The following is a 26,690-nucleotide window of genomic DNA, read 5'->3' as shown; positions in this document are numbered from 1 at the left end:
CCTTTATATTGTTTAAATTCTTTAATTATTTATTTCTTTACCTAACTAATGGATAGCAGGTTAAGTTCTTTCGCAACAAACTCCATCAGCTCAGCAATCTTACTAGATGAAAAATCCAACTCAATCCCTGCAGTTTCATAAACTTCCGGAAGTGACTTAGAACTTCCAAGTTTCAATGCTTCTTTATATTTATTGATCGTTCCCTCTGGGTCTTCTTTAAAATTTTTGTACAATTGAATAGCTCCAAGTTGGGAAATCGCATACTCAACAAAATAAAAAGGAACTTCGTATATATGAAGTGTATAGAACCATCCTTTTACTTTCCATTCTTCATATCCATTCCAATCTACGATCGAAGCATCATAGCGATCTTTCAACTCACCAACCTTCTTTGTGCGTTCTTCCCAAGTATGATTTGGATGTTGGTACAGCCAGTGCTGAAACTGATCAATGACCAAAATATACGGAAGACTCATTAAAGCCCCCTTTAGCTGATCTTTCTTCGCTCGGTTAAGTTCCTCCTCTGTCTTGTAAAACTCATTCCAACGATCCATCGTGAAAAGCTCCATACTCATACTCGCTAGTTCGGCCGACTCCATTGGAATTTGTTTATAAGCATATAATTCTTGATCACTCTTCAGTAGATCATGAATCGCATGTCCCATCTCGTGCATAAAAACAACAAGATCACTATCCGTGTAGGACATGTTCATAAAGATAAACGGAAGTCCTGTTTTAGGTAGCGATTCACAGAATCCCCCCTGCGCTTTTCCTTTTCTGCTCGTTAGATCAAAAAGTTTCTTCTCATTCATTTCATGAACAAGTGAACCAAATTCAACATCAAGTTCGCCTAAAACCTTCGCTGATTTATTGATTAACTCCACATCGGAACTTACAGGTTGTAATGGTTTTCGACCGATTGCTTCTGCTTGAACATCCCATGGCTTATAAACATCAACACCTATTTCAGCTTTGTGCTCTTTTTGAAGTTGTATCGTGATCGGAAGAACATGCTCACGTATGGATTCAGCGAGTTCTGTACAATCCTCTGGCGTATAGTCGAATCGATTATATTTTTTAAACATATAATCGTTAAAGCTGCTCAAACCAGCATTCTCTGCTTTCTTCACACGAAGTTGGATCAACTCGTCAAGAATACTTTGAAGTTTCTCTTCTTCTTTTAAGATAGGTTCATACAAGGCTTTCATCGCTTTCTCTCTTGTGTCACGCTTAGAATCTCTAACATGAACAAAAAGCTCACTAATCGTAACTTCTTTTCCTTCCCAATTTGAAGAGAGACTTCCTGTGATCTCAAAATATTGATTCGTAAGAGCATCTTCTTGTTTTTCTATATCTAGGTTAGCTTCTTGAAAAAGAGCAAATTGCGTTCTCAGCTTCTTTTTATATTCTCCAAATTCATCGTCAGGAAGTTCTGCCATAAAGGGTGACTCTAATACTTTCTCGTCCAATATAGATTGGTATTTTTTAAACAATGGCTTTATGTGCTGCTGATCAAATTCATATTGCCGCTTAATTTCGTCATGGTTGCTTTGGCATTGAAAAGCAATATAATGTCGAAGCATCTCTTCTTCTACTTTTTCGTAGGTGTGCTTTTGTTGGTTTAAAAAATTCTTGAGATCATCTATGGAAGTTATGGTTACGCTTACAAGATTCTCGAACTCTTCTTTAAGTGCATTTATTTTCTGCTCGTTCATACCTATTCCTCCCAATTCATTCTACTATCCACTTTACCACAAATAGGAAAATGCTTGATAGATAGAATGTTCAGTTTATATACTTTTGCAGAAAAAAACTGACTCCTACTAGTACCAAGGAAGGCTAGTAAGGGCCAGTTACTAAACATTTAATTTTGTTAGCAATTACAAATCATAACTACGTTTCCATCTGGATCTTCTACATTAAACCAAGCCACTTCACCATGCCACTGAATTTCTTTAATGACTTTCATGTTTTTTTCTTGTAGCTCTTTGTAAGCTGCATCAATATCTGGTGCAAATACATTAAACATAGGACCTGAACCAGGCGTCCGGTGGAAGGACGGGTCAAACGTATGATCATCTAGTGATAATCCAGTTTGTCCTGTCACGGGAATGTTATGTACAGGGGATTGTACTTCACTTGAATCAATCGTTACACCCAACAGATCTGCATACCACTCTACAGATCTTTTCAAATCAGTAACATGTACGAATACATTGTTAACGTGGCTCTGTATAACAGAGATACTCTTTACTTTCTCACTCATATAAAACGCCTCCTAAGATTTACATTCTTCATACGTTCTTCGATATCCGTAAAAAGATCTAAAGTTTTGCCCTTCATAAAAAGTGTGTGATGTTCGTGATGCCAGCATCTCCATACGTGCTGTTGGATACTTTTCTTGAATGCTGTTCAACAGCTTTCCACCTAATCCTAGTCCTCGATAAGGCTTTGATATCAGCATTTCGCATATATAGAGTGTTACGTGTTCATCTGTCAACCCTCGAATATAACCTATTAACTCTTCATTCTTTAACATGACATAGGCTACATTAGACTTATTCCATGCTTGTTTGGTTTCTTCATATCTTTCAACTAATTGCGTCCAATTCTCTTTTTTGTTCAACTCTTGAATTCTTTCAAAATGCACCTTTTCTATATAAAGAGCAAACGTTATATCTTCCACGACTGGGTTCTCCTCTATAAAAGTGCTTTGACGTTCTGCACACCTTTTTCTACTTCCGAAAGAAGATCTCCTTCAAAATGTTCTTGCTCGATCACACAATAATCCACTTTCTGTTCATCTGCCAATCGTAAGAAGCTACCGATATCAAGCATTCCTGTTCCCGCAATCGTGCTCTGTTTTTGACCGTTTTTCTCTACCATATCTTTCAGGTGTAGTGACACACAACGGAAGCGATACTTATTAAGCAGCTCTTCTGGCTCATACCCCGCATATTTTGCCCAATACGTGTCGAGCTCCATCTTTACTAAATCAGGATCTGTTTCTTGATAGAGCAAATCGAACGGCATCTTTCCATCAAGCTCGTAAAACTCAAAATCGTGATTATGGTATGCCACACGTATCCCATACTCTTTGCTTCTAAATCCTGCTTCGTTCAACACTTCTGCTACACGCTTGTAATCATCGATTGATTTTCTTTGATCTTCTGTTAAGTAAGGCATGATCATTAAATCGTTCTCTAAGATAAGCTGATCTTCCATTTGCTTTTTAAATGCGTCTCCCGAAAATTGCTGAAGAGGAATATGAGCTCCAGCAACGGTTAAAACATTTTCGTTCAATATTTTTTTTACATCCTTAGCAGATATTCCAAACAATCCAGCAAACTGAACACTGTCATATCCGATTTCTTTCACTTTTTCTAGTGTACCTAGTAGATTTTTTTCTGCTTCTTGTTGGATGGAGTACAGTTGCAATCCAATTTTTCTCATGTTTATCTCTCTCCCTTTTTATAACGTTTACAAAACTTTGTTCATCGATATGGATGCTTGTTTGTAGCCTAGCTTTGTATATAGTGCAATTGCCTGTTCATTCGAACCAAAGACATGAAGGCCAACATAATCAGCTCTTTCATCTTTTGATTCATTCTCAAAAAAACGAAGAGCCCCTTGTGCGATCCCTTGTTTACGGAATGCATCCTTCACAAAGATATGATAAAGAAAAGCTTTTTTCTCTTCTTTTGAAACATGAAACCAAAGGTAGCCTGCTAGTTCCTTATCGCTTTTGATTTGAAATAAATGCTGTCCTTCTGTTTTTTCCTCATCTGGGAGCAGTTGTTCCATTTGTTTCTCTGCTTTTTCAGTAGCTAGCTCTGTATCTAGCTTATAATGTTCAGCTGTATCACGAATATAATCAGGCAGCATAAACTTCATATAATCTTTAAACTGCTTATTGTCCATTCTTTCAAATGTGATCAACGTCTATCTCCCCTTTACTTCATCAGGTAATCAATGATTTGAGGCATTCTTTCACGCCATGCGCTCTCATGATGCTTTCCATCTTGTATTAATTCAAATTTCAGGTCGACGTTCTTTTTCTTAAAGACTTCATAAACCTCTTCAGAGGACCGGATGTAATGCGTGGCGTCCACTTTTGATGTGTCCTCTTCAGTTCCAACATCCATATAAAATCTTTTTATACTCGTGAGTTCACTTTCTTCGATCAAGCTCTCAATCTCGTTTTGATTGAACCAATAAGCGGAAGATAGACTTGCCACCCTGCTAAATACATGAGGGTAACGACAAGCTGCATACGTCGATATGAGACCACCCATCGAACTGCCTGCCATTAATGTTTCGTCAGTCTTTGTTCTGTATTTTTCATCGATCAGCGGCTTTAGGGTATGAAGAATGAACTCAATGTATGCGGCTCCTTTTCCTCCATACACCCCTTCACATTTTAAAAGTTCAGGTCCTACTGTCGGGTTTTCCCATGGTGCGTATTCATTAAAACGCTCGAAGCCTTCATGATTACAGTCGATTCCAACAATGATAAGGGGTGCTTCACTCCTCTTTAGATAATCAGCTAAACCCCACGAGACACCGTAACTGGCGTCTTCATCATTAAACAGATTTTGACCGTCATGCATATACAGCACAGGATAATGGTCTTGTCTGTCACTATAATCGCAGGGCAAACACACCCGGATCTGTCTTTCTATTCCCCCGAATTGTTCAATAGTCACTTTAAATTCTTGTAACATCATACTCTCCTATTCTATTTATGCAAGTTAAGACTGTAACCGTTAACAAAAAACTGTAAGGTCTCACGTTCATCTTCAGTTATCTCCCGTTTGACCTGGACTTTATATTCTTCTTCAATAGCTTGTTGATTACCTTCAAACTTTTTCGTAAGGTTAGCGAAACTTCGTAACATGGATGTTTCAGTTTGAAACTCTTGCTTTGTCGCAGCTTTCCAATGAGAAAAAATATAAAAATCTGCGTCAAAGGACTCTAATTGATCTAACAGTTTCAGCGTTCGATCTACCGTATAGTTATTTTTAGGTGCATACATATTTGCGTAGAGGCAATCCGATAAAAATAAAACTTTTTCTTCCTTTATGTACACAATGATCGAATCTGTTGTATGGTCTCCTCCTACATGTTGAAGAACACACGTTACACCACCTAGATCGATTTCCAATACTTGATGAAACGTAATCGTTGGCAGCTTTATCTTAATGTTGCGATGATCTGGAAATTCTTTTTTTATGGCTTCTGCACAAAATTCGATTTCAATACCTTTCTTGACTCTTTCATCCAGATCTTCATCACTCCAAGAGAATGGAAGGAGTTCTTGCATTTTTGTTTTTGTTTCTGCCGAAGAAATAGAAGGAATGTTTAGCGCGGGCAATCCAAAAATATGGTCCCAATGCCAATGTGTGATGACGACTAAACTCGGTCCTTTGATACCCTTTTTGCGCAACTCATCTAAAAAGTACTCTGCATGATTCTCTGAATTTCCACTATCAATCATCAAAGTCATTTCGTTTCCCACAACAGCTCCTAAAATAGGACGATCTGTCTCTGAAACAGGTGTTTGGTACCAAAAACGTTCTGTTAGTTTTTCTAATGTTTGCATACGATCCAACTCCCTATTCAAACACATATGTTACTTCATTATTGTACTTTATATTATCTGCTAGGGTTAGAAAGATGCACATTCTGTTCAGTCTTAATTTCTTCAGGAATATGAGTTGGTGCATTCGGTACTGTCCTTTTTCTCTGATCAAGGATTTCAGACGAATAGAGTTTAATGACTAAACTTCCTCCATAGCGCTTAGCCCGGATAAGGATAGGCTGATTGTATTTGTTTTGAAATTGAAAATCGGGTCCATACCAACTGACGGTAGCATCTCTACCCGATGGTACGTATGGTACACGTTTGCTGTGCGAATAACGTTGAACGATTTTTAGTCCTGCACGATCTACAGCATTAAACAATGTGGAGGATACTTGGCAGATTCCTCCCCCAATACCTTCTGACAATTCACCTCTAACGATGATTGGTGCTCTCATGTATCCTTTTGCAGTCGTTCGTCTGCCTACCACTTGGTTGAATGAAAACGTCTCATTTGGAAAAACAACATGACTATCAAGCGCTTTGGCAGCAAGCTCAATATTTGTTGTTCGGCTTTTATTATTTGAATTGAAGTATGTAACGTATTGCCCAATCTGCTGATTTTTAATATGCGCCAGTACTTCCGTATCGACTTTAGGATAAATATTCATTTCTGGCACATCTATCATTTTTGGTCCGTTTTCAAAAAAATAGGTGTAGAACTTTTCTTTAAATAATTTCCGATTTAATTTATAACCTACTTGTCCAGGTATGATAGCACCATAATCATTTAATTTAGCGTTAACAGGCGCTTTGTATGATCTCTTATCAAGCAGATCAACAAATTGATTATATTTTGTGTCATCAATCATTGGAAATCCAGGTATAGAGCCTTCGAACTGTTTGCGACTTACTTCTGCAAGTTTTTGCCCTTCCTGATTCACTATTAATGTTTCAGCGCTTTGTTGACCAGTTGTTGATAATAAAAGCAGTCCAGCTAACCATACTTGCAACATTTATCGATCACTCCGATTAATTATTTCTCTTATTCATAAAAACAAAGAGATCACGGGAGCTGACCTCTTTGTTATTTTCATTTAAAATTTTGTTTTCATACTATACTTTTAGTCTTTTCCATTATCTTTCATTCCTGGTGATGGGCTGCTTTTCCCAGGTTGAACACTTGGACCTTGTTTTGAATCTTTTTGTTGCATATCTTGTTTAGGTGCTTGTGGTGCTTGTGGAGTCTCACCTTTTTGTTCTTCCATCTGCTTAGGACCTTCCTGCTCTTGTCCTTCTTCTTGCTGTTGCTGTTGACCTTCACCTTGTTCAATTTGGCCTGCTCCGCCACCTTGGCCTGCTCCGCCACCTTGGCCTGCTCCGCCACCTTGGCCTGCTCCACCGCCTTGACCTGCTCCGCCACCTTGACCTGCTCCGCCGCCTTGACCTGCTCCGCCGCCTTGACCTGCTCCGCCGCCTTGACCTGCTCCGCCGCCTTGACCTGCTCCGCCGCCTTGACCTGCTCCGCCGCCTTGGCGAACTTTAGGTAATTTTAACGAAGAGTAAGCGTACAGAATGGATTGATACGTACGAGCGTCAACAGATCCTGTTACAGGTAGTCCGTGACTTTTTTGAAAATACTTTACACCCTTAACCGTTGATGCGTTATAGTAACCATTTATTTTTCCAGAGTAACTTCCTAGGGATTTAAGCATGGATTGAATTGCGTAAACATCTGGACCCTTCGCATTCTTCCCAACTGCAGAAGCTGCATTTGAAGTACCTAAAAGTAGTGCTAATGCCAATACAAAAGCACTCACATATTTTGAAATATTCTTTGCATTTTTTTGCCAATACATCTTGTGACATCTCCTTCATTTTTGTTTATTGTTGTAACGCTTTTTAATTTTTCCCAAATTGCATTTTTTATGACCAGTTCTTGCTCAAAAAATAATTTCAATAACTCAGCTTTTGTCGTGCCTCAACAGTTGTAGTAACCCCTAAAGTCGCTCATTTGTATTAATGGAAAACATTACTTCAAACAAAAATGCCTGAATCCGTTAAGATTCAGGCAAAGAAAATTTTATTGTTTTGTTTGGAGAGGTTTTAATTTCGCTTCAATATCCTCACGATGAGGCTCTAAGAACGGAGGTAATGCAAGTGACTCTCCTAGATGTTCCAATTCTTCGTCCGTATCAAAGCCTGGACCGTCTGTTGCAAGTTCGAATAGAATTCGGTTCGGTTCACGGAAATAGAGAGACTTAAAATAAAAACGATCCACAAATCCAGAGTTTGGAAACCTAGATGTTTGTACTTTTTCAATCCAATCACGAAGTTCTTCTTCATTATCTACTCTAAAGGCTACATGGTGCACGCCACCCCGACCAAGTCGTTCTTGGGGAAGGTCATTTCGTTCTTCTACATGAATTTCGGCACCACTTCCACCTTCACCCGTTTCTAATACAACAATATCAGGTTGACCTGCCAGTTCAGGTGAATAGCTTCCCTTTTTCCGAAAACCTAATAGTTCTGTTAGCACTCCAATAGTTGGTTCAGCTGCAGGAACTGTTAACCTAACAGGTCCAAGCCCAACAATTGCATGTTCTTTTGGTGTTGTACTCTTACTCCAAGGCTGACCACCTACAACCCCTCTGTTGTTCTCATCAGAAACTAAGATCATCCTCTGACCTTCAGGATCTCTAAACGCCAGTGTGCTTCGACCTGCCCGATCTTTAATACCTTCTGTTTCGATTCCATGATCCTTTAAACGACCCTGCCAATAGTGAAGAGCATCATCATTATTTACGCGAAGCGAGATAGCGGAAATGCTGTTGTTCCCATCATGGTTTCTTCCAGCCATCGGAATTTCAAAAAACGTAAGCTCCGTTCCTGGATTTCCTTTCTCATCCCCATAAAACAAATGATAAACGCTAGTGTCATCCTGATTTACAGTTTTCTTGATCAGTCTTAATCCCATTACTTCTGTATAGAACTTAAAGTTTTCAGGTGCTTTTGCAGTAAGCGCAGAAACGTGGTGAATTCCTTTTAAATTCATGATTAACCTCTCTTCTATGCCATTTTCCCCTATTATCTCCCTTTGCTATAAAAATGCCCAATAAAATGCTTTGACACGTACTTATGAACGTAAACCTGCTGAGGAAGAAAAAGGTTTTGGACAAAAAAGGAACCCCTAATGAAGGAGTCCATTCGAGTCTATTCTACAACCAAATAATGCATACTGAACCAGCTCTTATCATCACACCATACTTTTTTAGGTGTGAACCCACACTCTCTTGCCATATTTTGAAACTCTTCAATTGTAAACTTATAAGAATTCTCAGTGTGAATAGTCTCACCTTCATTAAAGAAGACTTTTTCATTACCAATGGTGATCGTCTGATCTGACAAGCTAACAAGGTGCATTTCAATTCTGCCTTTGTCTGCATGATAAAAAGCATGATGCTGAAATTTTTCAAGGTCAAAGTTTGCCAAAAGTTCTCTGTTCAATCGGTTTAGTAGGTTTGTATTGAACTGACTTGTAATCCCTTTACTATCATTGTAAGCAGCATTCAAAACAGCATGATCCTTTTTCATATCTACACCGATCAATAGGCCGCCATCTGGCTGAAGAAAATCGGCTGTCATCTTTAGAAAATTCATTCTTTCTTGTGGCTCAAAGTTTCCAATAGTAGATCCTGGAAAAAACACAGCTTTCCGTTTAGATGTGAGCTCTGGTAGCTCAAACTTATCCGTGTAATCGGCAGAAACCGCATGAACGTCTAGATGAGGATATTCTATAGAAAGCGCTCGTGCTGATTGATACAGAAAATCTTTTGAGATATCAATCGGTACATATTCTTTAAGTTCAGGCATCGCCTCTAAAAGCGTCCTCACCTTTTCACTGCTGCCACTTCCAAACTCTACGAGTGCTGTATCCCTTCCAATTGCATTGGCCATTTCGTCTTTAAATTTATTTAATAGAAGCAGCTCCGTTTTGGTCGGATAATATTCTGTAAGCATCGTAATCGCTTCAAACAGCTCAGAACCTTTTTTATCATAAAAGTACTTGGGTGAAATGAACTTCTTTTCGCTTTGGAGTCCATGTAGTACCTCACTATACATATCTGTTTCAGGTTCGTTTCCAATATGATAATGAACATTCGATCTTACCGTTTTCATGAGAGGTCCCCCGCTAAGCGAATTCCGCTGAACTGCCATCTTTTATCTGCTTGAAAAAAGTTGCGATAAGTAGGTCGAATATGCAGCTTTGATGTTACACACGATCCACCACGCAAAACGATCTGATTGCACATGAACTTAGCGTTATATTCTCCGAGCGCACCCTCGAGTGGTTTACTTTGAGGATAAGAAGTGTAAGGACTACTGGTCCATTCCCATACATCTCCAAAAGCTTTTTTTATTGGTGATTTTGAATAAGACTCACCGACAACCGGATGAAACGATTCATCCTCAACAAAGTTCCCTTCTATTGGGATGGAACTCATTGCATGCTCCCATTCTGCTTCTGTTGGCAGCCTTTTTCCACTCCACCTAGCAAAAGCATCCGCTTCATAAAAACTTACGTGGCAGATGGGTTCATCAAGATTTAATTTCTTTTCACCTGTTAACGTGAACGTGTACCAACCATCCTCGGTTTTACGCCAATAAAGGGGATGTTTCCATTTTTCTTTTTTGACTGTTGCCCAGCCATCCGACAACCAATGCTCTGGCTGCTCATATCCACCCGCTTCAATAAAAGAAAGATATTCTCCGTTCGTAACTGGATGGGAAGATATCTGATAAGCATCCAACCAAACCTTGTGACGCGGCCGTTCATTATCAAATGAGAACCCCGTTTCTGCAAAACCGATTTCAACGAGTCCCCCTTCAAACTTAATTTCAGTAACTTGCGATTTTTGATCTGTATTTGTTGATTTGTTTGAGAGTGAAGGTTCTGTGTACGATGGCAGCATCGGATTGCAGCTGAAGTTATATTTTACATCTGTTAATAGAAGTTCTTGGTGCTGCTGTTCGTGTTGAAGACCGATCTCGATCAAATCTTCAACCTCTTTAGGGAGCTGATCGCCATAGTCCCTAAGCAGACTCAAAATTTCTTCGTTAACATAGTTCCGATAAGCATAGACTTCATCCATTGATGGCCTGGACAATACGCCCCTAGAATGTCTAGGATGATAAGAACCGATCGTTTCATAGTAGGAATTAAAGAGGTAATCGAACTTTGGATTAAAGGGAACGTATGAAAGATTCTTTTCTTTTAAGATGAAACGTTCAAAAAACCACGTCGTGTGCGCAAGGTGCCATTTTGGTGGACTCACATCTGGCATCGCCTGAATAATCGTATCTTCATTTTGAAGCTTTGATGCCAGTTTTTCAGATAATGACCTAATTCCCCTGAATTGCTCACTTAATCGTTCCACTGCTACTTGATCGATGGCCATAAATATCCTCCCTTTATTAGCTGTTGCTTTCTACCACATTGCCTTCTGTCGGAATAGGATGTTCTTTTAATAGCTTTGCAAAGTGAATCAGATTGTACGTCATTATTTTATTGTGCTGCATCGTAAAATCATTTTTGTTGCCTTCCGCTTCAATGTAGGAAGGCCCTGGACCTGCTTCACCAACCCAATATGTATCCACATTTGGTGGTAGTGTAAATCCAATATGAGACAGGCCATATAGAATGGATGCACTCGCGTGTTTCGCTCCATCCTCATTACCTGTCACAACTACACCTGCCACCTTGTTATAAAATATATATTGGCCTTTTTCGTTTGTCATACCACTCGCACCGTACAGCCTCTCGATTGCTTGTGTTGCTAAGCTGCTCTTTTCACCGAGCCATAGAGGTGTACCGATAATGAGGATATCAGCCGCCTTCACTTTTTCAAAAATCTCAGGCCACTCGTCGCCATCACCTTCATCTGCCGTAACACCATGTGCGATTCTGTAATCAGCAAGCCTTACCATCTCTGTATCTATGTTGTTCTTATTAAAAATATGCACCGCTTCGTTCATCAAACTTTCCGTATTGGAGACTTCTTCACCACTTTTAAGAGACGCATTAAGTAGTAGTGCTTTAATCACAAGCTTGTCCCTCCTTGTTAAAAACCATATTAAAGTATAAATAGCCGAAAATTAGAAAATTAAAACAATTTAAACGAATTCTTAACATGAACGGTTTGGTTTTAAGATTTTATTGAGATTTTATTCTAATGGGGGGTAGTTGTGTCTGAGGAGTACAATATCAGGCTAAGTGTACATGTGGAAAGTACACCCACGAGTGTGATTTAGGTGTGGCGGGTTAATTAAGTCGGAATCAGTAGTAATTAAGTCTAATCTGCTAATAATTAAGTCTAAATCAAAATAATTAAGTCTAAATTGAAAAATATAGACTTTTCGACAAATCCTGATACATCTCTTCTATCTTTTTTACCTAACAAAAAAAGAGAGCCTGTGAAAGCAGGCTCCCATCTAACAGTATTAATCTTTTAAAAACTTACGATCGAAAATGAACGGGCCAAACGGCAAGACAGAAGAAACTAGCGCCAAGAACGCACGCATGATCGGCCACTTCTTCACGTTGTACACATATAGAATGACGAGAATATAGAGAACGAACAATAGACCATGAAGGGCACCAACAATTGATACGGCCATCGGCTGATCTAAGAAATACTTCAACGGCATGGCGATGAAAAGAAGGATCAAGAACGAAGCACCTTCAAGATAACCTACTGTTTTTAACGTTTTTATCGGATTCATAAATGAATATACCTCCATTATCACATAATGACGATTCTATCTTTAGTTTTATCATAAGTAGGTAGAAGTTAGACTTCCAAACCATAACTATTGTGTGAACAAATGAATAAAAGAAAAATAGTTTGGGGTCAGACCCCAAACTATTTTTCTTTTCCTTCGCTTTTCGTTATTCCACTAGGGTGTTTGCTATATTTTCACTATGTAATACAGCTACTTTATTTTTTCAGTCTATTTTTCATATCTGCAATGATCTCTTCGTACGGCGTATTCTCTACTCCATCATATCTAGAAACTACTTTTCCTTCTTTATTAACTAAGAAAAATGCAGTCGCATGAATGAATTGATCTGAGTTAGGATCAGCTACTACAGGTGTTTTAAATGAATCTCTTGCTAACTGTTCAATCTGTTTCTGTTCATAGCCTCCAAGAAAGTGCCAGTTGGAGAAGTCTGCGTCATAGTTCTCACCAAACTTCGTTAATGCTGAAGCATCATCTCTTTTTGGATCGATAGAGAAAGAAACAAATTCTACGTCCACATTCTCTTCTTTCGCCATTCCTTGAAGTTTAGCCATATGTGCAGTCATCGGCGGGCAAACTGTTGTACAGTTCGTGAAGATAAAATTTGCCATCCACACTTTTCCCTTTAAGTCTTCCAATCCAAATTCAGCATCGTTTTGGTCTTTGAAAGAAAACGACTGAACGTCCCAGTCTAATGACTGAGACGTCTCCTTGCTTTCGCTATTATGTTGTTCGTGGTTCTTATGATTCTCGTGTTCGTCCTTTGATCCGCCTGAACCGCATGCTGATAAGATTGCCATCGTCAGCACTAGACCGAAAATTATCATCATTTTTTTCATAATAAGTTCACCTCTAATAAAATTTATATTATGATAGCCAAGCCTGTAGTGGCTTTACTCTTGGTATAACAAAACGATCAAGTAAGAATACGAAGACGAAAGATATACCTGCAAGTGGCATAACAATACCTGTTATGACCATAAGGATAATGATCCACGGCTTTAATTTTTTGTCTGATTTTTTTGGCACTCCCAATTTCCCGGAAGGTTTACGCTTCTTCCACATGATAAGTGAGAAGATGACAATTGCAACTAAGCCTAGAGCAGCTATTGCTCCTAAAAGCTGATTAGCCAGACCAAAGTAATGACCTTCATGCAGTGCGATTCCGATTGAAATAGCTTTAGCCATCCATCCGTAATCGCTAAACCTTACATCCTCTACGATATCACCGTTATACTGGTTAAAATAAACGGTAGCTTCATTTTCAGGTTTATCTCTTGAAGAAGCAACAGTAAATACTCCATCTTCTCCTACTGGCATTGAAATCGTGTAAGGCTTTTGAATCTTGTTCTCTTGAGCTAAGTACATCACTTGATCAACAGAGAGTGATCCGTCATCTTTTTTTGAAGCTGGAGCAGGGTTGTTCTCCGTTGCCCAAGGAATATCTTCTGCGATCTCATCTGTCGTCTTTTCTGCTGTTGGTGCCATGAACGCATAAGTTGGATATCCCGCTTTTGCATTCGTCGCCAGCTTGTTGATCTGTTCTCCCATCACACCTGACCATGGCAGACCCGTTACAATAAGAATTAGGATCATCAGTGATAGCCAGAATGCAGTAACTGCATGAAGATCTCTCCAAAACATGCGGCCATTTTTCTTCAGACGAGGAAAAATCGTCCCCATGAATGTCTTTTTATTCCTTGGCCACCAAATATAAAGCCCCGTTACTAAAATGATGATCGTCCAACATGCAGCCAGTTCAACGAATCTATTGATGAATGTTCCACCAACGATCCACTCGCTGTGCAGTTTGGCTACAACGTTTTTGAAATGATCTTCATCGAGAATGGTTCCCGTTATTGATGCAGTGTATGGGTTTACATAAACCTGTGTAACAACGTCATTTTCGATCACTTTTACTAAAGTAGCTCGATTATCTTCTTTCGGAAGTCTGACCGAACCTATTTCAGCTTCTGGGTACTCTGCTTTAACGGTGTCGATCTGCTGTGAGAGCGGAAGAGATTGATCGCCTTTTTGAACAATAATCTTGTCTTTGTAGATCATCGTCTCAATTTCAGCTTGGAATAAATATAGTGCGCCACTTATGGCAAGTAAGATTAAAAAAGGTGCAAAGATAATTCCGCCATAAAAATGCCATCTCCAAAAAGTTTGATAAAGACTATTGGATTTTTTCGATGGATTTTCATTGTTTTCTGGTAACTTATAAGCTGTTGCTTGCATAATTATTTTCTCCTTATTCGTACTCAATATGGAAAAGTATAAACAACAAGCATGAAATGGTAATCACTCTAAAGGGTGATTACGAAAATAAAAATGTGTCAATTGTATGACATTGGAAGTTAAACGATTCCATTGTCGTAAGCATAACTCGCTAATTGTACACGATTTTCTAGATGCAGTTTTCCTAGGATGTTCTTCATATGTGTTTTAACGGTATTCTCAGAAATAGTAAGTACTTTTGAAATGTCCTTGTTCGAATGTCCTTTAGCTACCAACTGCAACACTTCCTGCTCTCTTAAAGAAAGAGATTGCTCAGCTTGTCCATCCTTCTTAAATTCCTTCCATATACGAAAAGCCATCTCTTTCGACATCGGTATTTCATCCATCGCATATGCTTTTAATCCGTTCAGCATATCTTCTGTGTTCAAATTTTTAAGAAGGTATCCTTGTGCACCACGCTTTAAAGCTTCAAACCAGTCCGTAATGTCATAAGAAACCGTCATGATTACTACTTTTACGTTTGGAAACTGCATCTTAATTTCTTTAGTCGCTTCAAAACCATTCATCTTAGGCATAGAGATATCCATGAGAACAAGATCTGGCATAAGAGCTTCAGTCTTCTCTACGGCTTGTATACCGTTAGAGGCTTCACCCACAATTTCAAACTCGGTCTGATCCTCAAGAATCTCTTTGACTCCTTCTCGTGCTAGATGATGATCATCAACAATTAATAAACGAATAGGCTGTGTCGTCATGCATTTTCCTCCTTTTCAACCGTAACCGTTGTTTTTCCTTCCGTACTGGCGATCCTTAGTTTCCAGTCCATAGAATAAGCTCTGTCTTGTAAAATTTTCAGACCAAAGCCGTCCGTTGGCTCTTGTGAATCAAATCCTGATCCTTTATCTACAATGGTACAGATCCATCCTTTTGGAGTAGTCGTAGTATTCAACCATACTTCGTTCGTATTAGCGTGTTTTATAACATTGATAATTGCCTCTCGTACACATGCAAACAGCTCAATTTTTTCCTTTGAGGTAAGATCATCGTCTTTTAAACGCCACTCTCGATGAATCTTTAAGTCATGCTGACTCTCCATTTCATTAAAAAATGCATTTAATGCTCGTGTCCACGAAATATCAGCTTCTGCCGGAACGCTACGTAGATTTTGAATGGCACTTCGAGTATCGTCATGAATGTACTGCAACGTTTTTTTTAACTTATTATACGATTTATCATCCTTACTAAATTCACTACCCAGCTTGTTCACTTGAACAGAGAGAAAAAATAAAGACTGTGCGATGCCATCATGCAGCTCTTTCGCAATTTTTTCCCGCTCTTCTAAGACTGCTTTCTCAGAACGTTCTCTCTGAAGCTCCTGCTGCATTCTCTCTAATCTTCCAAACAAGATATTCAAAAAGTAAAGCGTAACAAGAAATACAATTATGGCAGAGAGCCAGTTTCCCGTGTTCATGGATATATAAGGCAAGAGAACCGTATGTCTAACGTATTCCCATAAACCAACTGAAATCGTTGGAATAAGCAGGATCAACCATTTAATCTGTCTGTATGTCATCTGCCAGACTTCCCTTCATTTCTTACAAATTCTATAAACATAATAAATCATACCATAAAAAAAACCGACGTATTGTACGCCGGTCGATCAACTTATTCCTGCATTCTTCTTCAGTCTTTCAGCAATCTGCATAAAATCTTCATGAGAGATGCCTGGAGCAAACTCTTCTGAGATGGAGCGCAATTCAGGCATTGGGGCACCTTCTGGAGCACCGATTACCGTCTCAAGTGGTCCTCCTAGCGGATGCTGACCAGCCCAGATTAAAGCAATATCTCGATAATCGGTATCACTGAACGTATATAACTTTCGGTGTACGCCTTCTGCTTCAAACTTTCGTGTCGTTTCAAAAGCTGAGTTCTCTAGATCAGGAACTGGCAGCATCTTCTTAATGTCGACACCTGTAACCATCTCGATTGCTTTTGCATATGCCAAAACATGCACACCACCGCGTACAAGAAGATAGCCGATCATCTCTCGAGCAACAGGGTTACTCGTCATCTCATAAACTCTCATCTTATGTGTTCTGGCTCCACACTCTAAGAAAAAGTTGTGCAGGAGATCAAGGAGTAAGTTTCCGCTGCTGAACACATAATCACCGTTCCAAGCTTTCCCCATCGAATCAAAAGGGAAGGATGTTTGTGCGGTCCCAATAAAATGCTGTGTGTTCCTCTTGTCAGTAGCAGCTGCCATTGGCGCATCATTGACATCACCTGGATGTGTCGTGCCATAGATCATCATATTAATGGTATGTGAAACAAGCTCAACGTGCCCAAATTCTTCTGCAGTAATACTTGAGACGAGATCAAAGAACGGTTTTAATTTCCCTCTTTTTCTAAAGTTAAAAGATTGATACATATAATTATTAAGTGTCGACATCTCACCAAAACGACCGCCTAGCAATTCTTGAACCGCAGCGGCCGCATTCGCATCAGGATTCGTAGGTGTTGGTAGTTCGATCGCCAGCCGGTTATAGCGTTTAAACATAGTGCTCCCTCCTCACGATTGCATGTCGTTTAAGGGTATGTGATGTCAAGATTGTACTATGCTGGTTAATTTTGAATATCGATGAGATGAAGGAAAGGGACAAGATACGAGCACCAACTCCGGAATCGATCATAAATCTCAAGAATCGCTCACAAACCACTTGTATCCCTAAAAGAAAAACCCTTTGCTTAGCAAAGGGTCTCAACTCCCGTTCTTAAAACTTCGGTTTTCCGCCAACTCCCCAATGCTTATTTGGGACCTCTTGGATCAGCACGCGGACTTGTTCTTTTTTTACATCCAATGATTCAGCAGCTGCCACTGTTAATCGTTCCATCAAGGTGCTCAACTGTTCATCTGTTCGTCCTTCTATTACATGCACTTGAATGATTGGCATAACTCTTCACCTATTTCACATATCTCGAAGATAGTGTTACAGATCCTAGACAATCAAACTGTGCAACAATCGTATCATCCATATCAAAAGCAATCGCTTCAGATAATGCCCCGCTCAAAACGATATCTCCTTTTACTAAACCTTCACCACGCTCGGCTAGCTTTTGAACAGCCCAAGCTACCGCTTCTGCTGGATGACCAAGAACTGCAGATCCCGCACCGGTTGTCATAATCTCTCCATTCTTACTCATCACCATTCCGATATTCGCCATATCAAGTTCTTCTGGCCGAACCATCTTGCTTCCTAAAATCAATTTGGCGGATGAGCAATTGTCTGCCACAACATCAGGAAGTGTAAAACGAAAGTCCTTGTAACGGCTGTCGATTACTTCGATTGCAGCTACCACATACTTTGCCGCCCTCATGACATCTGATGCTGTCACATCTTTTCCCATCAAATCCTCACCCATAATAAAAGCGATCTCTGGTTCAGCTTTTGGATGGATGAGACGGTGTTGCTGTAAGGGTTCCCACTCGAATGCGAGCATATCACTCAAAAGATAACCGTAAATCGCTTCATGAACGCCCATCATCTCTTGTTTCGCTTTACTCGTTAGTCCTAGCTTAACTCCTATACGCTTTGTTTGTGTCTTCTCCATGCGTCTTTCGATCAGTTTTTTTTGCATATCGTACGCTTCTTCTAAAGAAAGCTCAGGATATCGGTCTGTTATCTTGACCACTTCTGTAACATCACTTTCCGCTCTTAAAAGATAATCAACCCATTCCGCGTTAACCTTATTCGTAACCGTCATCTTCTACACCTCCAGTTTGGCTTGATGTGCCAGGTCAGCTGCCACTTCTAGGATAAGATCCTCTTGTCCACCTACCGCTTTTCGTTTACCTAATTCTATTAAGATATCTCTTGAATCCACACCAAAGCGTTTACCCGCACGTTCTGCATGCAAAAGAAAGCTTGAATAAACCCCTGCATACCCCATAGCTAAACTTCCTTTTCGGATTTCCTGTGCATCCGGCAGCATCGGTCCGATCACATCTTCTGCTAGGTCCATCATTTTGTAGAGATCAATACCTGTGTGTATTCCCATGCGCTCAAGTACAGCAAGCAATACCTCTGTTTGCGTATTTCCTGCTCCTGCACCTAAACAGCGGACACTTCCATCGATGCGTGTCGCTCCTTCTTCAATCGCAACAAGTGTATTAGCAACTGCTACTGATAGATTGTTATGTGCGTGAAATCCGACTTCAATATCAAGTGATCCCCGCAAAGCTGCAATTCTTTCTTTTACTTCGTTCGGCAATAATGCTCCCGCGGAATCCGTTACATACACACCTTGTGCACCATAAGACTCCATCAACTTTGCTTGTTCGACAAGCTTTTCAACAGGCGCAGAATGGGCCATCATCAAGAATCCCATCACTTCCATACCAAGTTCACGTGCCATATAGATATGTTGAGCGGATACATCAGCTTCTGTCACATGTGTTGCCACACGAACAAGACTCGCTCCTAATCTTCCCGCTTGCTTAAGCTCATGAACCGTTCCAATACCAGGCAGCAAAAGAACAGCAACTTTCGCCTGCTTACACACACCCGAAGCTGTTTCAATCAACTTCATCTCATCTACAAGCGATCTTCCATACTGAAGCGTAGAGCCTCCCAAACCATCACCGTGACTGACTTCAATGTAATGCATACCTGCTTCATCAAGTGCTTTTGCTGCATCATACACTTGCTTTTCTGTGAACTGATGAGCCATCACATGACTGCCATCACGAAGACAGACTTCTGTAAACTTTAGCGGCAACGTGCTATTTCGTTTCATATGCTGTCACCGCCTTATCCAGTTTCCCTTGCCCTAAGTGATGTTTAGCAACCATTTCTCCAGCTTGTTTAGCGGCTGCAGTCATAATATCAAGATTACCGGCATACTTCGGAAAATAGTTGCCAGCTCCCTCTACTTCAACAAAAACGGTGATGCGATTTCCATCAAATAGCAGCTCCTGTTTTAATCTGTATCCAGGAACATAGCTCTGTACCTTTTTCTCCATATCTAAAATAGCCGTTCTAATTTTCTCAACATCAACAAGCTTTACTTCGCAATAAATCGTCGCTCTCATTAAAATCGGAGGATCAGCCGGATTTAAGATAATAATGGCTTTTCCGATATCCGCTCCACCAACTTCCTCGATGCCACGCCGTGTTGTGATTGTAAATTCATCAATATTTGCACGCGTACCTGGACCTGCGCTTAAGGATGAAATCGTTGCTACAATCTCACCATATGAAACGTCAGCAGCTTCATTTATTGCGTGAATCATCGGGATGGTAGCTTGCCCTCCACAAGTAATCATATTGATGTTCTGAGATTGCATATGTTCACCTGAATTAACCGGCGGACACACGAAAGGTCCAACGGCAGCAGGCGTCAGATCGATCACTGTTTTTCCCATATCTTTTAAAATCTCAGCATGCCGTAAGTGAGCTTTAGCTGAAGTTGCATCAAAAACAATATCAGCTAACTCTGGACGTTCAACAAAGTCATTAATTCCGTTCGTAAATACTCTGTACCCTGCAGAGTTCGCACGTCTTAGTCCGTCAGAATCTGGATCGATTCCAAACATTGCCGTTAGTTCTAAATAGTTACTTTTTTGAAGCTTGTACATCAGATCCGTACCAATATTCCCCGAACCAATTATGGCTGCTTTCATCTTTTTCAATGTATTAGGTCCTTTCTGCACAGTTTTTAATCCCGAAATGAGATGGTTACTGAACCTAGTTTTCCAAAAGAGGCAGTCACTTCATCGCCTGGATCTATGTCTATCGCAGCAGACAGTGCACCTGGCAGAATTAACTCTCCCGCTTTTAATGAAATGTTGTAGTCTGCTAGTTTATTAGCGAGCCATGCGATGGCATGTGCTGGATGCCCAAGAGCCGCGGCTCCGGCTCCAGTCGCCGTCACTTCACCATTCTTTAAAAGTGTCATGCTCAGTGTACGCAGATCAATTTGGTCCATCTCGTAAAATGGTTTCCCTACAACTGCTCTAGCCGATGAACCGTTGTCAGCGACAGTATCCACAAGCTGAATCTTCCAATCTTCTATTCTGCTATCGATAATTTCAAGTGCCGGTACAATCGCTTCTGTTGCCATCAGTACATCCACGTATGTCACATTCGGACCCCGTAAGTCTTCTTTTAAAATAAAGCCGATTTCCGCTTCTGTTTTCGGTTTAATAAAATCTTTTCTGCTGAGAACACTTCCAGAGTCAACCTTCATATGATCTAGCAGATGACCGTAATCAGGCTCATCAACCCCAAGCATATTTTGCATCGCCTTACTCGTGAGGCCAACCTTTTTTCCAATCACCACACGACCTTCTTCAAGCTTTCTCTCAACCCACTCAAGCTGAATTTCATATGAATCCTTTACCGACAATTCTGGGAAACGCTTGGATAATGGCTCTACCGGAGTCAGTTTCTCTTCTGCTTCTAAAAGTTCTTCTGTTAATCTTGAAATCACTTGCTTTTGCATCTTTACTTCCTCCTTTCTTTTCTCAAAGAGCAAAACGCGACTGGAGTCCAATCACGTTTAACTAAAAGCTGTATACATACATTTTTACACATGGCACAATCGTAACTTTCAAAGTATGCTTTAAAAACACGTTGAAGGTAATTTGGTGGGTGCTAACCGCTTGAATCCTCTTTTCAAGACATGCGACGAAAAGTCACTTTCGAAAGTAATTGCTTGTAGACGAAGGAACACCATTGCTTTCTATAGGATTGTTGCTTTTGTTTTTTCTCTCATCATTTGCAAGTTGATTGGAGCGTAAGGTGCGAGACTCCTGCGGGACAGGCGGGCAGGTGAGACACTTAAAAGTGAAACGTACAAATGTGGCTCACCGCCTGCCCCGCGGAAAGCGAGCAACCTGGAGCGGAAATCAACTACTTTCAAAAGCACCTGGAAAGTAACCACCCTCTATAGTTTCATCGTTATCGTCTTCGCCTCTGAATAAAACTCAAAGCTGTGTCTCCCGCCTTCACGCCCGATTCCGCTTGCCTTCGAACCACCAAACGGCGTACGCAGATCACGTATGTACCAGCAGTTGATCCAAAGCAGGCCAGAATCTACAGCTGCGGAAACACGTTGAGCGCGGCGTAAATCGTTCGTCCAAACGACTCCCGCCAACCCGTACTGTGAATCATTTGCAATAGCTATTGCCTCTTCTTCTGTTTTAAACGGTATGACCACAAGCACCGGCCCGAAAATCTCTTCTTGCGCCACACGCCATTTGTTGTTCACGTCATATAAGACTGTAGGTTCATAGAAGTTTCCGTTTCCTAGCCCCTCAACCCGTTTACCCCCGCAAGCAAGCTTGGCTCCTTCTTTAATACCAATGTCCACATACGTTTCTACGGTCTCTAAGTGACATTTTGACACGAGTGCACCCATGTCCGTATCTTCCTGTGTCGGGTCGCCTACTTTAATGTTTTTTACAGCATCCACAAACTTGTCCATAAACTGATCATAGATGCTTTCTTGTAAAAGCAGACGTGATCCAGCCAGGCAGATTTCCCCTTGATTTCGATAGATCGCATCAATCGATCCTTTAACTGCTTCATCCAGATCCGCATCTTCAAAAACGATGTTTGCTGACTTTCCTCCTAATTCCAGAGAAACTGGAATCAAATTTTCAGCCGCGTTTTTCATAATCGTTTTCCCAGTGTTCGATTCACCCACAAACGAGATGCGGCGGACGTTAGGGTCAGTCGTCATCGCAGCTCCCATCGTGCTTCCTGGTCCAGTGATAATGTTTAGTACACCTGGCGGAAGTCCTGCTTTATTAGCGATGTCCCCAAACATAACAGCAGAAAGCGGTGTGTAAGATGCGGGCTTAACGACAACCGTGTTTCCAGCCGCTAGTGCTGCGGAAGCTTTCCATGTCATCTGCATGAATGGCAGATTCCAAGGGATGATCAGACTTGTAACCCCAGCTGGACTGTATTTGGCATACGACATGATATTGTGTTTGTCATAATGCTCACTCACCATGTACTTGGACATCTCAGCAAAAAAACGGAAATTGGAGGCAGCGCGAGGAATATCAAACCCACGGCTCTCTTTGATCGGTTTTCCTACGTCGAGTGTCTCTACCATCGCAAGTTCATCCACGTTTTCCATAATAAGGTCTGACATTTTACATAAAATTTCGGATCGTTCTTCTACAGGCATCTTGCTCCAGACGCCGCTATCATAGGCACTTTTGGCAGATTGAATCGCTCGTTTCGCATCTTGTTCACTGCCGTTTGCAACAAGCGCTAACCTTTCATTTGTTGCTGGGTTGATGGATTCAAAGGTTTCACCCGAAAGTGCATCGACATATTCTCCATCAATGAACAATTTTGCGTTATTCACTTTTACATGTTGCGCGAGGGTTTCTGTTTTCATTTGTTAGTCCCCCTTCTCTTCTTCCACTTCAACAATCATTTCAATTTCGATCGCCGTTCCGCCTGGCAACTGGGCCATGCCAACTGCTGATCGGGCATGCTTTCCTTTCTCGCCAAAAACATCAACAAGAAGATCTGACGCACCGTTAATTACTTTTGGCTGATCGATAAAATCCTCCGTGCAATTCACGAATCCAAGAAGTTTTACAATGCGTTTTACTTTATTTAAACTGCCAAGCTCGTTCTGAACTACTGCCAGCAAATTCAGCATGGATTGGCGAGAAGCGGCATACCCGTCTTCTAAGGATAAGTCTCTTCCTAGTTTGCCGTGGTATTGATCGACACCTTGTCCGGCTGTAAATAGAAGATTACCCACTCTTACACAGCCGACATAGTTCCCTACAGCTCTGCGGACTTCTGGCAGCACGATTCCTAACGTTTCAAGTTTATCCTCCGGTGTTTGAATGACTTGCAACGACTGCACCCCGCTTTCTTTTACCAAGACTTAAAAATTCAGCAGCGTTTCCGCCAAACATCGCTTTACGCTGTTCATCCGTCAGCTCAAGCGTTTCATCCAGGACTTTTCCGGGATTCACTTCACGTAGCAGAAACGGATAATCTGAACCCATAAAGATCTTATCTGAACCGAATCGCTCCATCATATAGCGGATGTTCATCGGATCGTAATTTAATGAATCAAAATAAAACTGCTTTGCATAATGACTTGGGGGATGTGTTGTCAGGCGAAGATGCGGCCACACCTGCCATCCTTGATCAAGACGCGGAATCAAGTAAGGAAACGAACCTCCTCCATGAGCAAAACAGATCTTAAGCCTTGGAAACTTCTCCATCATCCCACTCCAAATTAATGAAGCTGCGGCTAATGCCGTTTCACTCGGCATCCCGATCGTATACATAAAGTTATGGTTTGGCATACGCTCTTTCCCTAGCGTTTCCCACGGATGAATAAAAAGCGGCACTTCCCACTTTTCAGCCATCTCAAAAAATGGAATAAAGTCAGGATGATCGAGGTTCTGTCCATTTATATTTGTTCCAATTTCGATCCCATGAAGGCCAAGGTCATTCATACAGCGGTCCATCTCACGTATCGCCGTCTTAGCATCCTGCATCGGCACGGTCCCAAGACCAGCAAAACGGTCTGGATATTCATTGACCGTTTCAGCAATAAAGTCGTTCTGGATTTTTGCCATCGCTTCTGCTTGTTCTGGTGGAGCCCAGTACGAGAATGTAACAGGGATCGGGGATAGCACTTGAATGTCTACCCCTTCACGGTCCATGTCCTGTATTCGTTTTTTCGGATCCCATACTTGGTCAGTTACATCTCTAAAATTTTTCCCGCCTACCATAATGGCTGCGCCGCAAGCACAAGTCCGGTTTAACACCGGCCACCTTTCTCCACCATATTTTTCGGCAAAGTCAGGAAACGACTCTGGAATGATATGTGTGTGAAAGTCAATTCTTAGCACTTCCATTCCTCCACGTTCTCTGGCATCTGATAACCGCAGTCTTTGCATAGACGAACTCGTTCATTCGAGTTAAAGCTGTGGATTGCTTCTTTTACTTGTTTCTCAATATCACTCAATTGCACGGTCACGCGATGCATCTCAGAATCACAGCGATCACAGAACCAAACGAAGTCTTCAAGCTCACCTTGTGCACGTTTTCGCTCGATTACGAGACCATACGAATTGGCCACACGATGAGGGGAGTGAGGAACCATTGCTGGAAGCATGAACACGTCTCCTTCTTTTACTTCAACGACTTCACGCTTTCCGTGTTTATTGATGATTTCTACATAACAGCTGCCTTTTATCTGATAAAAGAACTCATCTGAAGGGTCTACGTGAAAATCACGTCTTTTGTTCGGACCACCTAATATCATGGCGATAAATTCGGAATCTTGCCAAATGACTTTGTTGTTGACTGGGGGCTTGAGCAAGTCTTTGTTTTCATCAATCCATTTTAATAGGTTAAAAGATTTCAAAGTCGTTGTACTCATTACAATTACCTCCCTTTATTTAGTCAGCTTAGGCTGGTCCTTCACGAATTCATTTGTTACGGAAAGTGCTTCATCAACCATAGCGAACTTAGCTTTTCTTTTATAACCGTTATAAAAGATTGCTCTCTTTCGAATCGGATCTCCCGTATAATAGCGCTCATATTGTACAAGTCGCTGACCGAAAGCTTCTCCGCAAAGATCCCACGCAAGCTTGAACAGTTTCACGCGTTCAAGTGAGTCAACTCCGTCACGACCTAAATAGTACTTATCAATCTCACTTCGAATTTCTGGAGCATTAAAGTCGTTGCCTGTCGGTGACATAAGAAGCCCGCCTGCTCCAATAATCTGCATCACTTCAATCGCTCTAGGATACATTTTAGGAAGCATTCCTCTTATTGTTTCTAGCGCTGCTGCATTTGGCATCACTTCACCAGATGCTGTCGTTTCATACTCATATTCAGCTACTCTTAATAATGAGCGGATTACTTCCACGTTCTGTACGAGTTCACCCAAGTCGTTCTGTACATTCAGATATCCATCAACACCAATAGAATCTGCAAGTTTACAAGCAACTTCTGTCGCAAATGCAAGTTTCACATATCCTCTTACACCAGACTGATGAGCTGGCTGCTGAGCGATCCCAGTCTTAGGATAAAGAAGGTTAGCTGCCTCCACATTGTTATAAAGAAAGACACGATCCCACGGTACAAGAACATCATCAAAGACAAGCAATGCATCCATCTCTTCAAAACGGGATGCTAACGGATGATCGAACTGCGAACGTTTTCCATCTTGCATAGGTTCACGGCAAAGCAATTTAAGTCCAGGCGTGTCCACAGGAACTGCAAAAGCTAGAGCATAACGTTCATCACCAGGCGCAAATCCTGGGAATGAATAGATGATGACTTCGTCAGTAATCGGCGCTAATGTAGCGAGCATTTTGGCTCCCCTAACGATTAAACCATCAGGTGTTTCTTCAACAGCACCTAAATGTGTATACATATCTTTTTGTCCATGAGAATTCTTGCTGCGGTCATTTTGAGGGTTGATGATGGCGTGCGTTAAAAACAGATCGTTGGTCTTCAAGTAGTTGTAGTAGTTCTTAATATTCAGCGACCATTCGGGATTATATTGATCGAGGAACCATCCGTTATTGGCCATACCTGTCACTACCACGTTAAGAAAATCGGGTGTTCTCCCCATCAATCCGAAGGTGGACCTTGCATAGATCTCAAACAGCTGACTTCTTGCCATCATCTCTTCATAGGTTGTAGGGTGAAGAAATGAATTGTTGACTCGCTCTCCTGTCTCTTTACAAATATGAGTGATGTCATTTTGATATTTTGGATCATGTTGCATATCGTACAATTTGGCGATCTCAGCTATCGGTTGTTTAAAAACAGGTTCGTTTACAATGTCTGCAACTCTCCTGCCTTCCATCCAAATCTCAGGTGAACGTGACTTGAGCCCATCTATATATTGAGCACCTGTTCGAATTCCCATCCAATCTGCCTCCTCTGTTAAAGATATGTGAATTAGTTTCCACTATAAAAGAAAGCGCTTTCAATTTGCTACCACGAAATTTCACATTATGAAATCGTCAGAAAATTTTATTAATTATTCTCACTAAAAT

General features: G+C 40.9%; 29 protein-coding genes. All 29 read right to left on the bottom strand.

Features of this window, described 5'->3' with window-relative positions; genetic code table 11:
* Positions 1-41: 41 nt before the first annotated feature.
* Positions 42-1,715 (bottom strand): M3 family oligoendopeptidase, encoded by a 1,674-nt coding sequence (locus IHV10_RS01965; RefSeq protein ID WP_197127079.1) that lies wholly within the window; start codon positions 1,713-1,715, stop codon positions 42-44.
* Positions 1,716-1,873: 158 nt separating this feature from the next.
* The gene (locus IHV10_RS01960; RefSeq protein ID WP_197127078.1) at positions 1,874-2,266 is read right to left on the bottom strand and encodes a VOC family protein; all 393 of its coding nucleotides are present in this window, start codon (positions 2,264-2,266) and stop codon (positions 1,874-1,876) included.
* Positions 2,267-2,278: 12 nt separating this feature from the next.
* A complete protein-coding gene (locus IHV10_RS01955) occupies positions 2,279-2,686 on the bottom strand; it encodes a GNAT family N-acetyltransferase (RefSeq protein ID WP_370629635.1) in 408 nt (135 codons plus the stop codon).
* Between the two features lie 14 nt (positions 2,687-2,700).
* Positions 2,701-3,453, bottom strand: coding sequence for a sugar phosphate isomerase/epimerase family protein (locus IHV10_RS01950; protein ID WP_197127077.1), 753 nt, complete (start codon positions 3,451-3,453; stop codon positions 2,701-2,703).
* Between the two features lie 27 nt (positions 3,454-3,480).
* A complete protein-coding gene (locus IHV10_RS01945; protein WP_197127076.1) occupies positions 3,481-3,939 on the bottom strand; it encodes a GNAT family N-acetyltransferase in 459 nt (152 codons plus the stop codon).
* Positions 3,940-3,953: 14 nt separating this feature from the next.
* Positions 3,954-4,724 carry an alpha/beta hydrolase gene (locus IHV10_RS01940; protein ID WP_197127075.1) on the bottom strand — a complete coding sequence of 257 codons (771 nt, stop codon included), beginning with the start codon at positions 4,722-4,724 and terminating at the stop codon, positions 3,954-3,956.
* Between the two features lie 14 nt (positions 4,725-4,738).
* Positions 4,739-5,602, bottom strand: a complete 864-nt coding sequence (locus IHV10_RS01935) for an MBL fold metallo-hydrolase (protein ID WP_197127074.1) — start codon at positions 5,600-5,602, stop codon at positions 4,739-4,741.
* Between the two features lie 53 nt (positions 5,603-5,655).
* On the bottom strand, positions 5,656-6,597 hold the full coding sequence (locus tag IHV10_RS01930) for a VanW family protein (protein WP_197127073.1): 942 nt from the start codon (positions 6,595-6,597) through the stop codon (positions 5,656-5,658).
* Between the two features lie 108 nt (positions 6,598-6,705).
* A complete protein-coding gene (locus IHV10_RS01925; RefSeq protein ID WP_197127072.1) occupies positions 6,706-7,440 on the bottom strand; it encodes a peptidoglycan-binding domain-containing protein in 735 nt (244 codons plus the stop codon).
* Positions 7,441-7,664: 224 nt separating this feature from the next.
* Positions 7,665-8,636 carry a ring-cleaving dioxygenase gene (locus IHV10_RS01920; RefSeq protein WP_197127071.1) on the bottom strand — a complete coding sequence of 324 codons (972 nt, stop codon included), beginning with the start codon at positions 8,634-8,636 and terminating at the stop codon, positions 7,665-7,667.
* 158 nt (positions 8,637-8,794) lie between these two features.
* The gene (gene egtD, locus IHV10_RS01915; protein WP_197127070.1) at positions 8,795-9,760 is read right to left on the bottom strand and encodes an L-histidine N(alpha)-methyltransferase; all 966 of its coding nucleotides are present in this window, start codon (positions 9,758-9,760) and stop codon (positions 8,795-8,797) included.
* The gene (gene egtB, locus IHV10_RS01910) at positions 9,757-11,040 is read right to left on the bottom strand and encodes an ergothioneine biosynthesis protein EgtB (protein WP_197127069.1); all 1,284 of its coding nucleotides are present in this window, start codon (positions 11,038-11,040) and stop codon (positions 9,757-9,759) included. Before egtB ends, egtD begins: the two co-directional genes overlap by 4 nt.
* Positions 11,041-11,056: 16 nt before the next feature.
* Complete coding sequence (locus IHV10_RS01905; RefSeq protein WP_197128156.1) at positions 11,057-11,683, bottom strand: flavodoxin family protein; 627 nt, start codon at positions 11,681-11,683, stop codon at positions 11,057-11,059.
* 399 nt (positions 11,684-12,082) lie between these two features.
* Complete coding sequence (locus IHV10_RS01900; RefSeq protein ID WP_066391923.1) at positions 12,083-12,364, bottom strand: DUF3817 domain-containing protein; 282 nt, start codon at positions 12,362-12,364, stop codon at positions 12,083-12,085.
* Between the two features lie 215 nt (positions 12,365-12,579).
* Complete coding sequence (locus tag IHV10_RS01895) at positions 12,580-13,221, bottom strand: SCO family protein (RefSeq protein ID WP_231618104.1); 642 nt, start codon at positions 13,219-13,221, stop codon at positions 12,580-12,582.
* Between the two features lie 28 nt (positions 13,222-13,249).
* Positions 13,250-14,623, bottom strand: a complete 1,374-nt coding sequence (locus IHV10_RS01890) for a PepSY-associated TM helix domain-containing protein (protein WP_197127068.1) — start codon at positions 14,621-14,623, stop codon at positions 13,250-13,252.
* Positions 14,624-14,742: 119 nt separating this feature from the next.
* Positions 14,743-15,378 carry a response regulator gene (locus tag IHV10_RS01885; protein WP_197127067.1) on the bottom strand — a complete coding sequence of 212 codons (636 nt, stop codon included), beginning with the start codon at positions 15,376-15,378 and terminating at the stop codon, positions 14,743-14,745.
* Positions 15,375-16,196: a sensor histidine kinase gene (locus tag IHV10_RS01880; RefSeq protein WP_197127066.1), complete on the bottom strand. Its 822-nt coding sequence runs from the start codon at positions 16,194-16,196 to the stop codon at positions 15,375-15,377. Before IHV10_RS01880 ends, IHV10_RS01885 begins: the two co-directional genes overlap by 4 nt.
* Positions 16,197-16,283: 87 nt before the next feature.
* Positions 16,284-17,180, bottom strand: coding sequence for a manganese catalase family protein (locus IHV10_RS01875; RefSeq protein ID WP_197127065.1), 897 nt, complete (start codon positions 17,178-17,180; stop codon positions 16,284-16,286).
* 214 nt (positions 17,181-17,394) lie between these two features.
* Complete coding sequence (locus IHV10_RS01870) at positions 17,395-17,574, bottom strand: 4-oxalocrotonate tautomerase (RefSeq protein ID WP_197127064.1); 180 nt, start codon at positions 17,572-17,574, stop codon at positions 17,395-17,397.
* A gap of 10 nt (positions 17,575-17,584) precedes the next feature.
* Positions 17,585-18,385 (bottom strand): 2-keto-4-pentenoate hydratase, encoded by an 801-nt coding sequence (locus IHV10_RS01865; RefSeq protein ID WP_197127063.1) that lies wholly within the window; start codon positions 18,383-18,385, stop codon positions 17,585-17,587.
* A gap of 3 nt (positions 18,386-18,388) precedes the next feature.
* Positions 18,389-19,417, bottom strand: a complete 1,029-nt coding sequence (gene dmpG / locus IHV10_RS01860) for a 4-hydroxy-2-oxovalerate aldolase (protein WP_197127062.1) — start codon at positions 19,415-19,417, stop codon at positions 18,389-18,391.
* Positions 19,404-20,312, bottom strand: a complete 909-nt coding sequence (locus IHV10_RS01855; RefSeq protein ID WP_197128153.1) for an acetaldehyde dehydrogenase (acetylating) — start codon at positions 20,310-20,312, stop codon at positions 19,404-19,406. Before IHV10_RS01855 ends, dmpG begins: the two co-directional genes overlap by 14 nt.
* A 26-nt stretch (positions 20,313-20,338) precedes the next feature.
* Positions 20,339-21,124 carry a 2-keto-4-pentenoate hydratase gene (locus IHV10_RS01850; RefSeq protein ID WP_197127061.1) on the bottom strand — a complete coding sequence of 262 codons (786 nt, stop codon included), beginning with the start codon at positions 21,122-21,124 and terminating at the stop codon, positions 20,339-20,341.
* 444 nt (positions 21,125-21,568) lie between these two features.
* Positions 21,569-23,038 (bottom strand): aldehyde dehydrogenase, encoded by a 1,470-nt coding sequence (locus IHV10_RS01845; protein WP_197127060.1) that lies wholly within the window; start codon positions 23,036-23,038, stop codon positions 21,569-21,571.
* 3 nt (positions 23,039-23,041) lie between these two features.
* Positions 23,042-23,512 carry a RidA family protein gene (locus tag IHV10_RS01840; protein ID WP_197127059.1) on the bottom strand — a complete coding sequence of 157 codons (471 nt, stop codon included), beginning with the start codon at positions 23,510-23,512 and terminating at the stop codon, positions 23,042-23,044.
* Positions 23,484-24,530 carry an amidohydrolase family protein gene (locus IHV10_RS01835; protein WP_197128152.1) on the bottom strand — a complete coding sequence of 349 codons (1,047 nt, stop codon included), beginning with the start codon at positions 24,528-24,530 and terminating at the stop codon, positions 23,484-23,486. Before IHV10_RS01835 ends, IHV10_RS01840 begins: the two co-directional genes overlap by 29 nt.
* A complete protein-coding gene (gene nbaC, locus IHV10_RS01830) occupies positions 24,518-25,057 on the bottom strand; it encodes a 3-hydroxyanthranilate 3,4-dioxygenase (RefSeq protein ID WP_191753060.1) in 540 nt (179 codons plus the stop codon). The genes IHV10_RS01835 and nbaC overlap by 13 nt, the downstream gene beginning before the upstream one ends.
* A 15-nt stretch (positions 25,058-25,072) precedes the next feature.
* Positions 25,073-26,560 carry a 4-hydroxyphenylacetate 3-hydroxylase family protein gene (locus IHV10_RS01825; protein WP_197127058.1) on the bottom strand — a complete coding sequence of 496 codons (1,488 nt, stop codon included), beginning with the start codon at positions 26,558-26,560 and terminating at the stop codon, positions 25,073-25,075.
* Between the last annotated feature and the right edge of the window lie 130 nt (positions 26,561-26,690).

The organism is Fictibacillus sp. 5RED26, from assembly GCF_015903895.1.
GTDB lineage: Bacteria > Bacillota > Bacilli > Bacillales > Fictibacillaceae > Fictibacillus > Fictibacillus phosphorivorans.
Note: the sequence above shows the minus strand (reverse complement) of the source record. Positions and strands in the feature narration are given on the sequence as shown.

Bases quoted from the DNA above. Each gene is read 5' to 3' on its own strand.
- IHV10_RS01895 (WP_231618104.1), bottom strand. From the start codon at position 13,221: ATGAAAAAAATGATGATAATTTTCGGTCTAGTGCTGACGATGGCAATC.
- IHV10_RS01875 (WP_197127065.1), bottom strand. From the start codon at position 17,180: ATGTTTAAACGCTATAACCGGCTGGCGATCGAACTACCAACACCTACG.
- IHV10_RS01850 (WP_197127061.1), bottom strand. From the start codon at position 21,124: ATGCAAAAGCAAGTGATTTCAAGATTAACAGAAGAACTTTTAGAAGCA.
- IHV10_RS01870 (WP_197127064.1), bottom strand. From the start codon at position 17,574: ATGCCAATCATTCAAGTGCATGTAATAGAAGGACGAACAGATGAACAG.
- IHV10_RS01940 (WP_197127075.1), bottom strand. From the start codon at position 4,724: ATGTTACAAGAATTTAAAGTGACTATTGAACAATTCGGGGGAATAGAA.
- dmpG (WP_197127062.1), bottom strand. From the start codon at position 19,417: ATGAAACGAAATAGCACGTTGCCGCTAAAGTTTACAGAAGTCTGTCTT.
- IHV10_RS01890 (WP_197127068.1), bottom strand. From the start codon at position 14,623: ATGCAAGCAACAGCTTATAAGTTACCAGAAAACAATGAAAATCCATCG.
- IHV10_RS01935 (WP_197127074.1), bottom strand. From the start codon at position 5,602: ATGCAAACATTAGAAAAACTAACAGAACGTTTTTGGTACCAAACACCT.
- IHV10_RS01845 (WP_197127060.1), bottom strand. From the start codon at position 23,038: ATGAAAACAGAAACCCTCGCGCAACATGTAAAAGTGAATAACGCAAAA.
- IHV10_RS01925 (WP_197127072.1), bottom strand. From the start codon at position 7,440: ATGTATTGGCAAAAAAATGCAAAGAATATTTCAAAATATGTGAGTGCT.
- egtB (WP_197127069.1), bottom strand. From the start codon at position 11,040: ATGGCCATCGATCAAGTAGCAGTGGAACGATTAAGTGAGCAATTCAGG.
- IHV10_RS01825 (WP_197127058.1), bottom strand. From the start codon at position 26,560: ATGGGAATTCGAACAGGTGCTCAATATATAGATGGGCTCAAGTCACGT.
- nbaC (WP_191753060.1), bottom strand. From the start codon at position 25,057: ATGAGTACAACGACTTTGAAATCTTTTAACCTATTAAAATGGATTGAT.
- egtD (WP_197127070.1), bottom strand. From the start codon at position 9,760: ATGAAAACGGTAAGATCGAATGTTCATTATCATATTGGAAACGAACCT.
- IHV10_RS01880 (WP_197127066.1), bottom strand. From the start codon at position 16,196: ATGACATACAGACAGATTAAATGGTTGATCCTGCTTATTCCAACGATT.
- IHV10_RS01835 (WP_197128152.1), bottom strand. From the start codon at position 24,530: ATGGAAGTGCTAAGAATTGACTTTCACACACATATCATTCCAGAGTCG.
- IHV10_RS01920 (WP_197127071.1), bottom strand. From the start codon at position 8,636: ATGAATTTAAAAGGAATTCACCACGTTTCTGCGCTTACTGCAAAAGCA.
- IHV10_RS01950 (WP_197127077.1), bottom strand. From the start codon at position 3,453: ATGAGAAAAATTGGATTGCAACTGTACTCCATCCAACAAGAAGCAGAA.
- IHV10_RS01930 (WP_197127073.1), bottom strand. From the start codon at position 6,597: ATGTTGCAAGTATGGTTAGCTGGACTGCTTTTATTATCAACAACTGGT.
- IHV10_RS01900 (WP_066391923.1), bottom strand. From the start codon at position 12,364: ATGAATCCGATAAAAACGTTAAAAACAGTAGGTTATCTTGAAGGTGCT.
- IHV10_RS01885 (WP_197127067.1), bottom strand. From the start codon at position 15,378: ATGACGACACAGCCTATTCGTTTATTAATTGTTGATGATCATCATCTA.
- IHV10_RS01960 (WP_197127078.1), bottom strand. From the start codon at position 2,266: ATGAGTGAGAAAGTAAAGAGTATCTCTGTTATACAGAGCCACGTTAAC.
- IHV10_RS01965 (WP_197127079.1), bottom strand. From the start codon at position 1,715: ATGAACGAGCAGAAAATAAATGCACTTAAAGAAGAGTTCGAGAATCTT.
- IHV10_RS01865 (WP_197127063.1), bottom strand. From the start codon at position 18,385: ATGACGGTTACGAATAAGGTTAACGCGGAATGGGTTGATTATCTTTTA.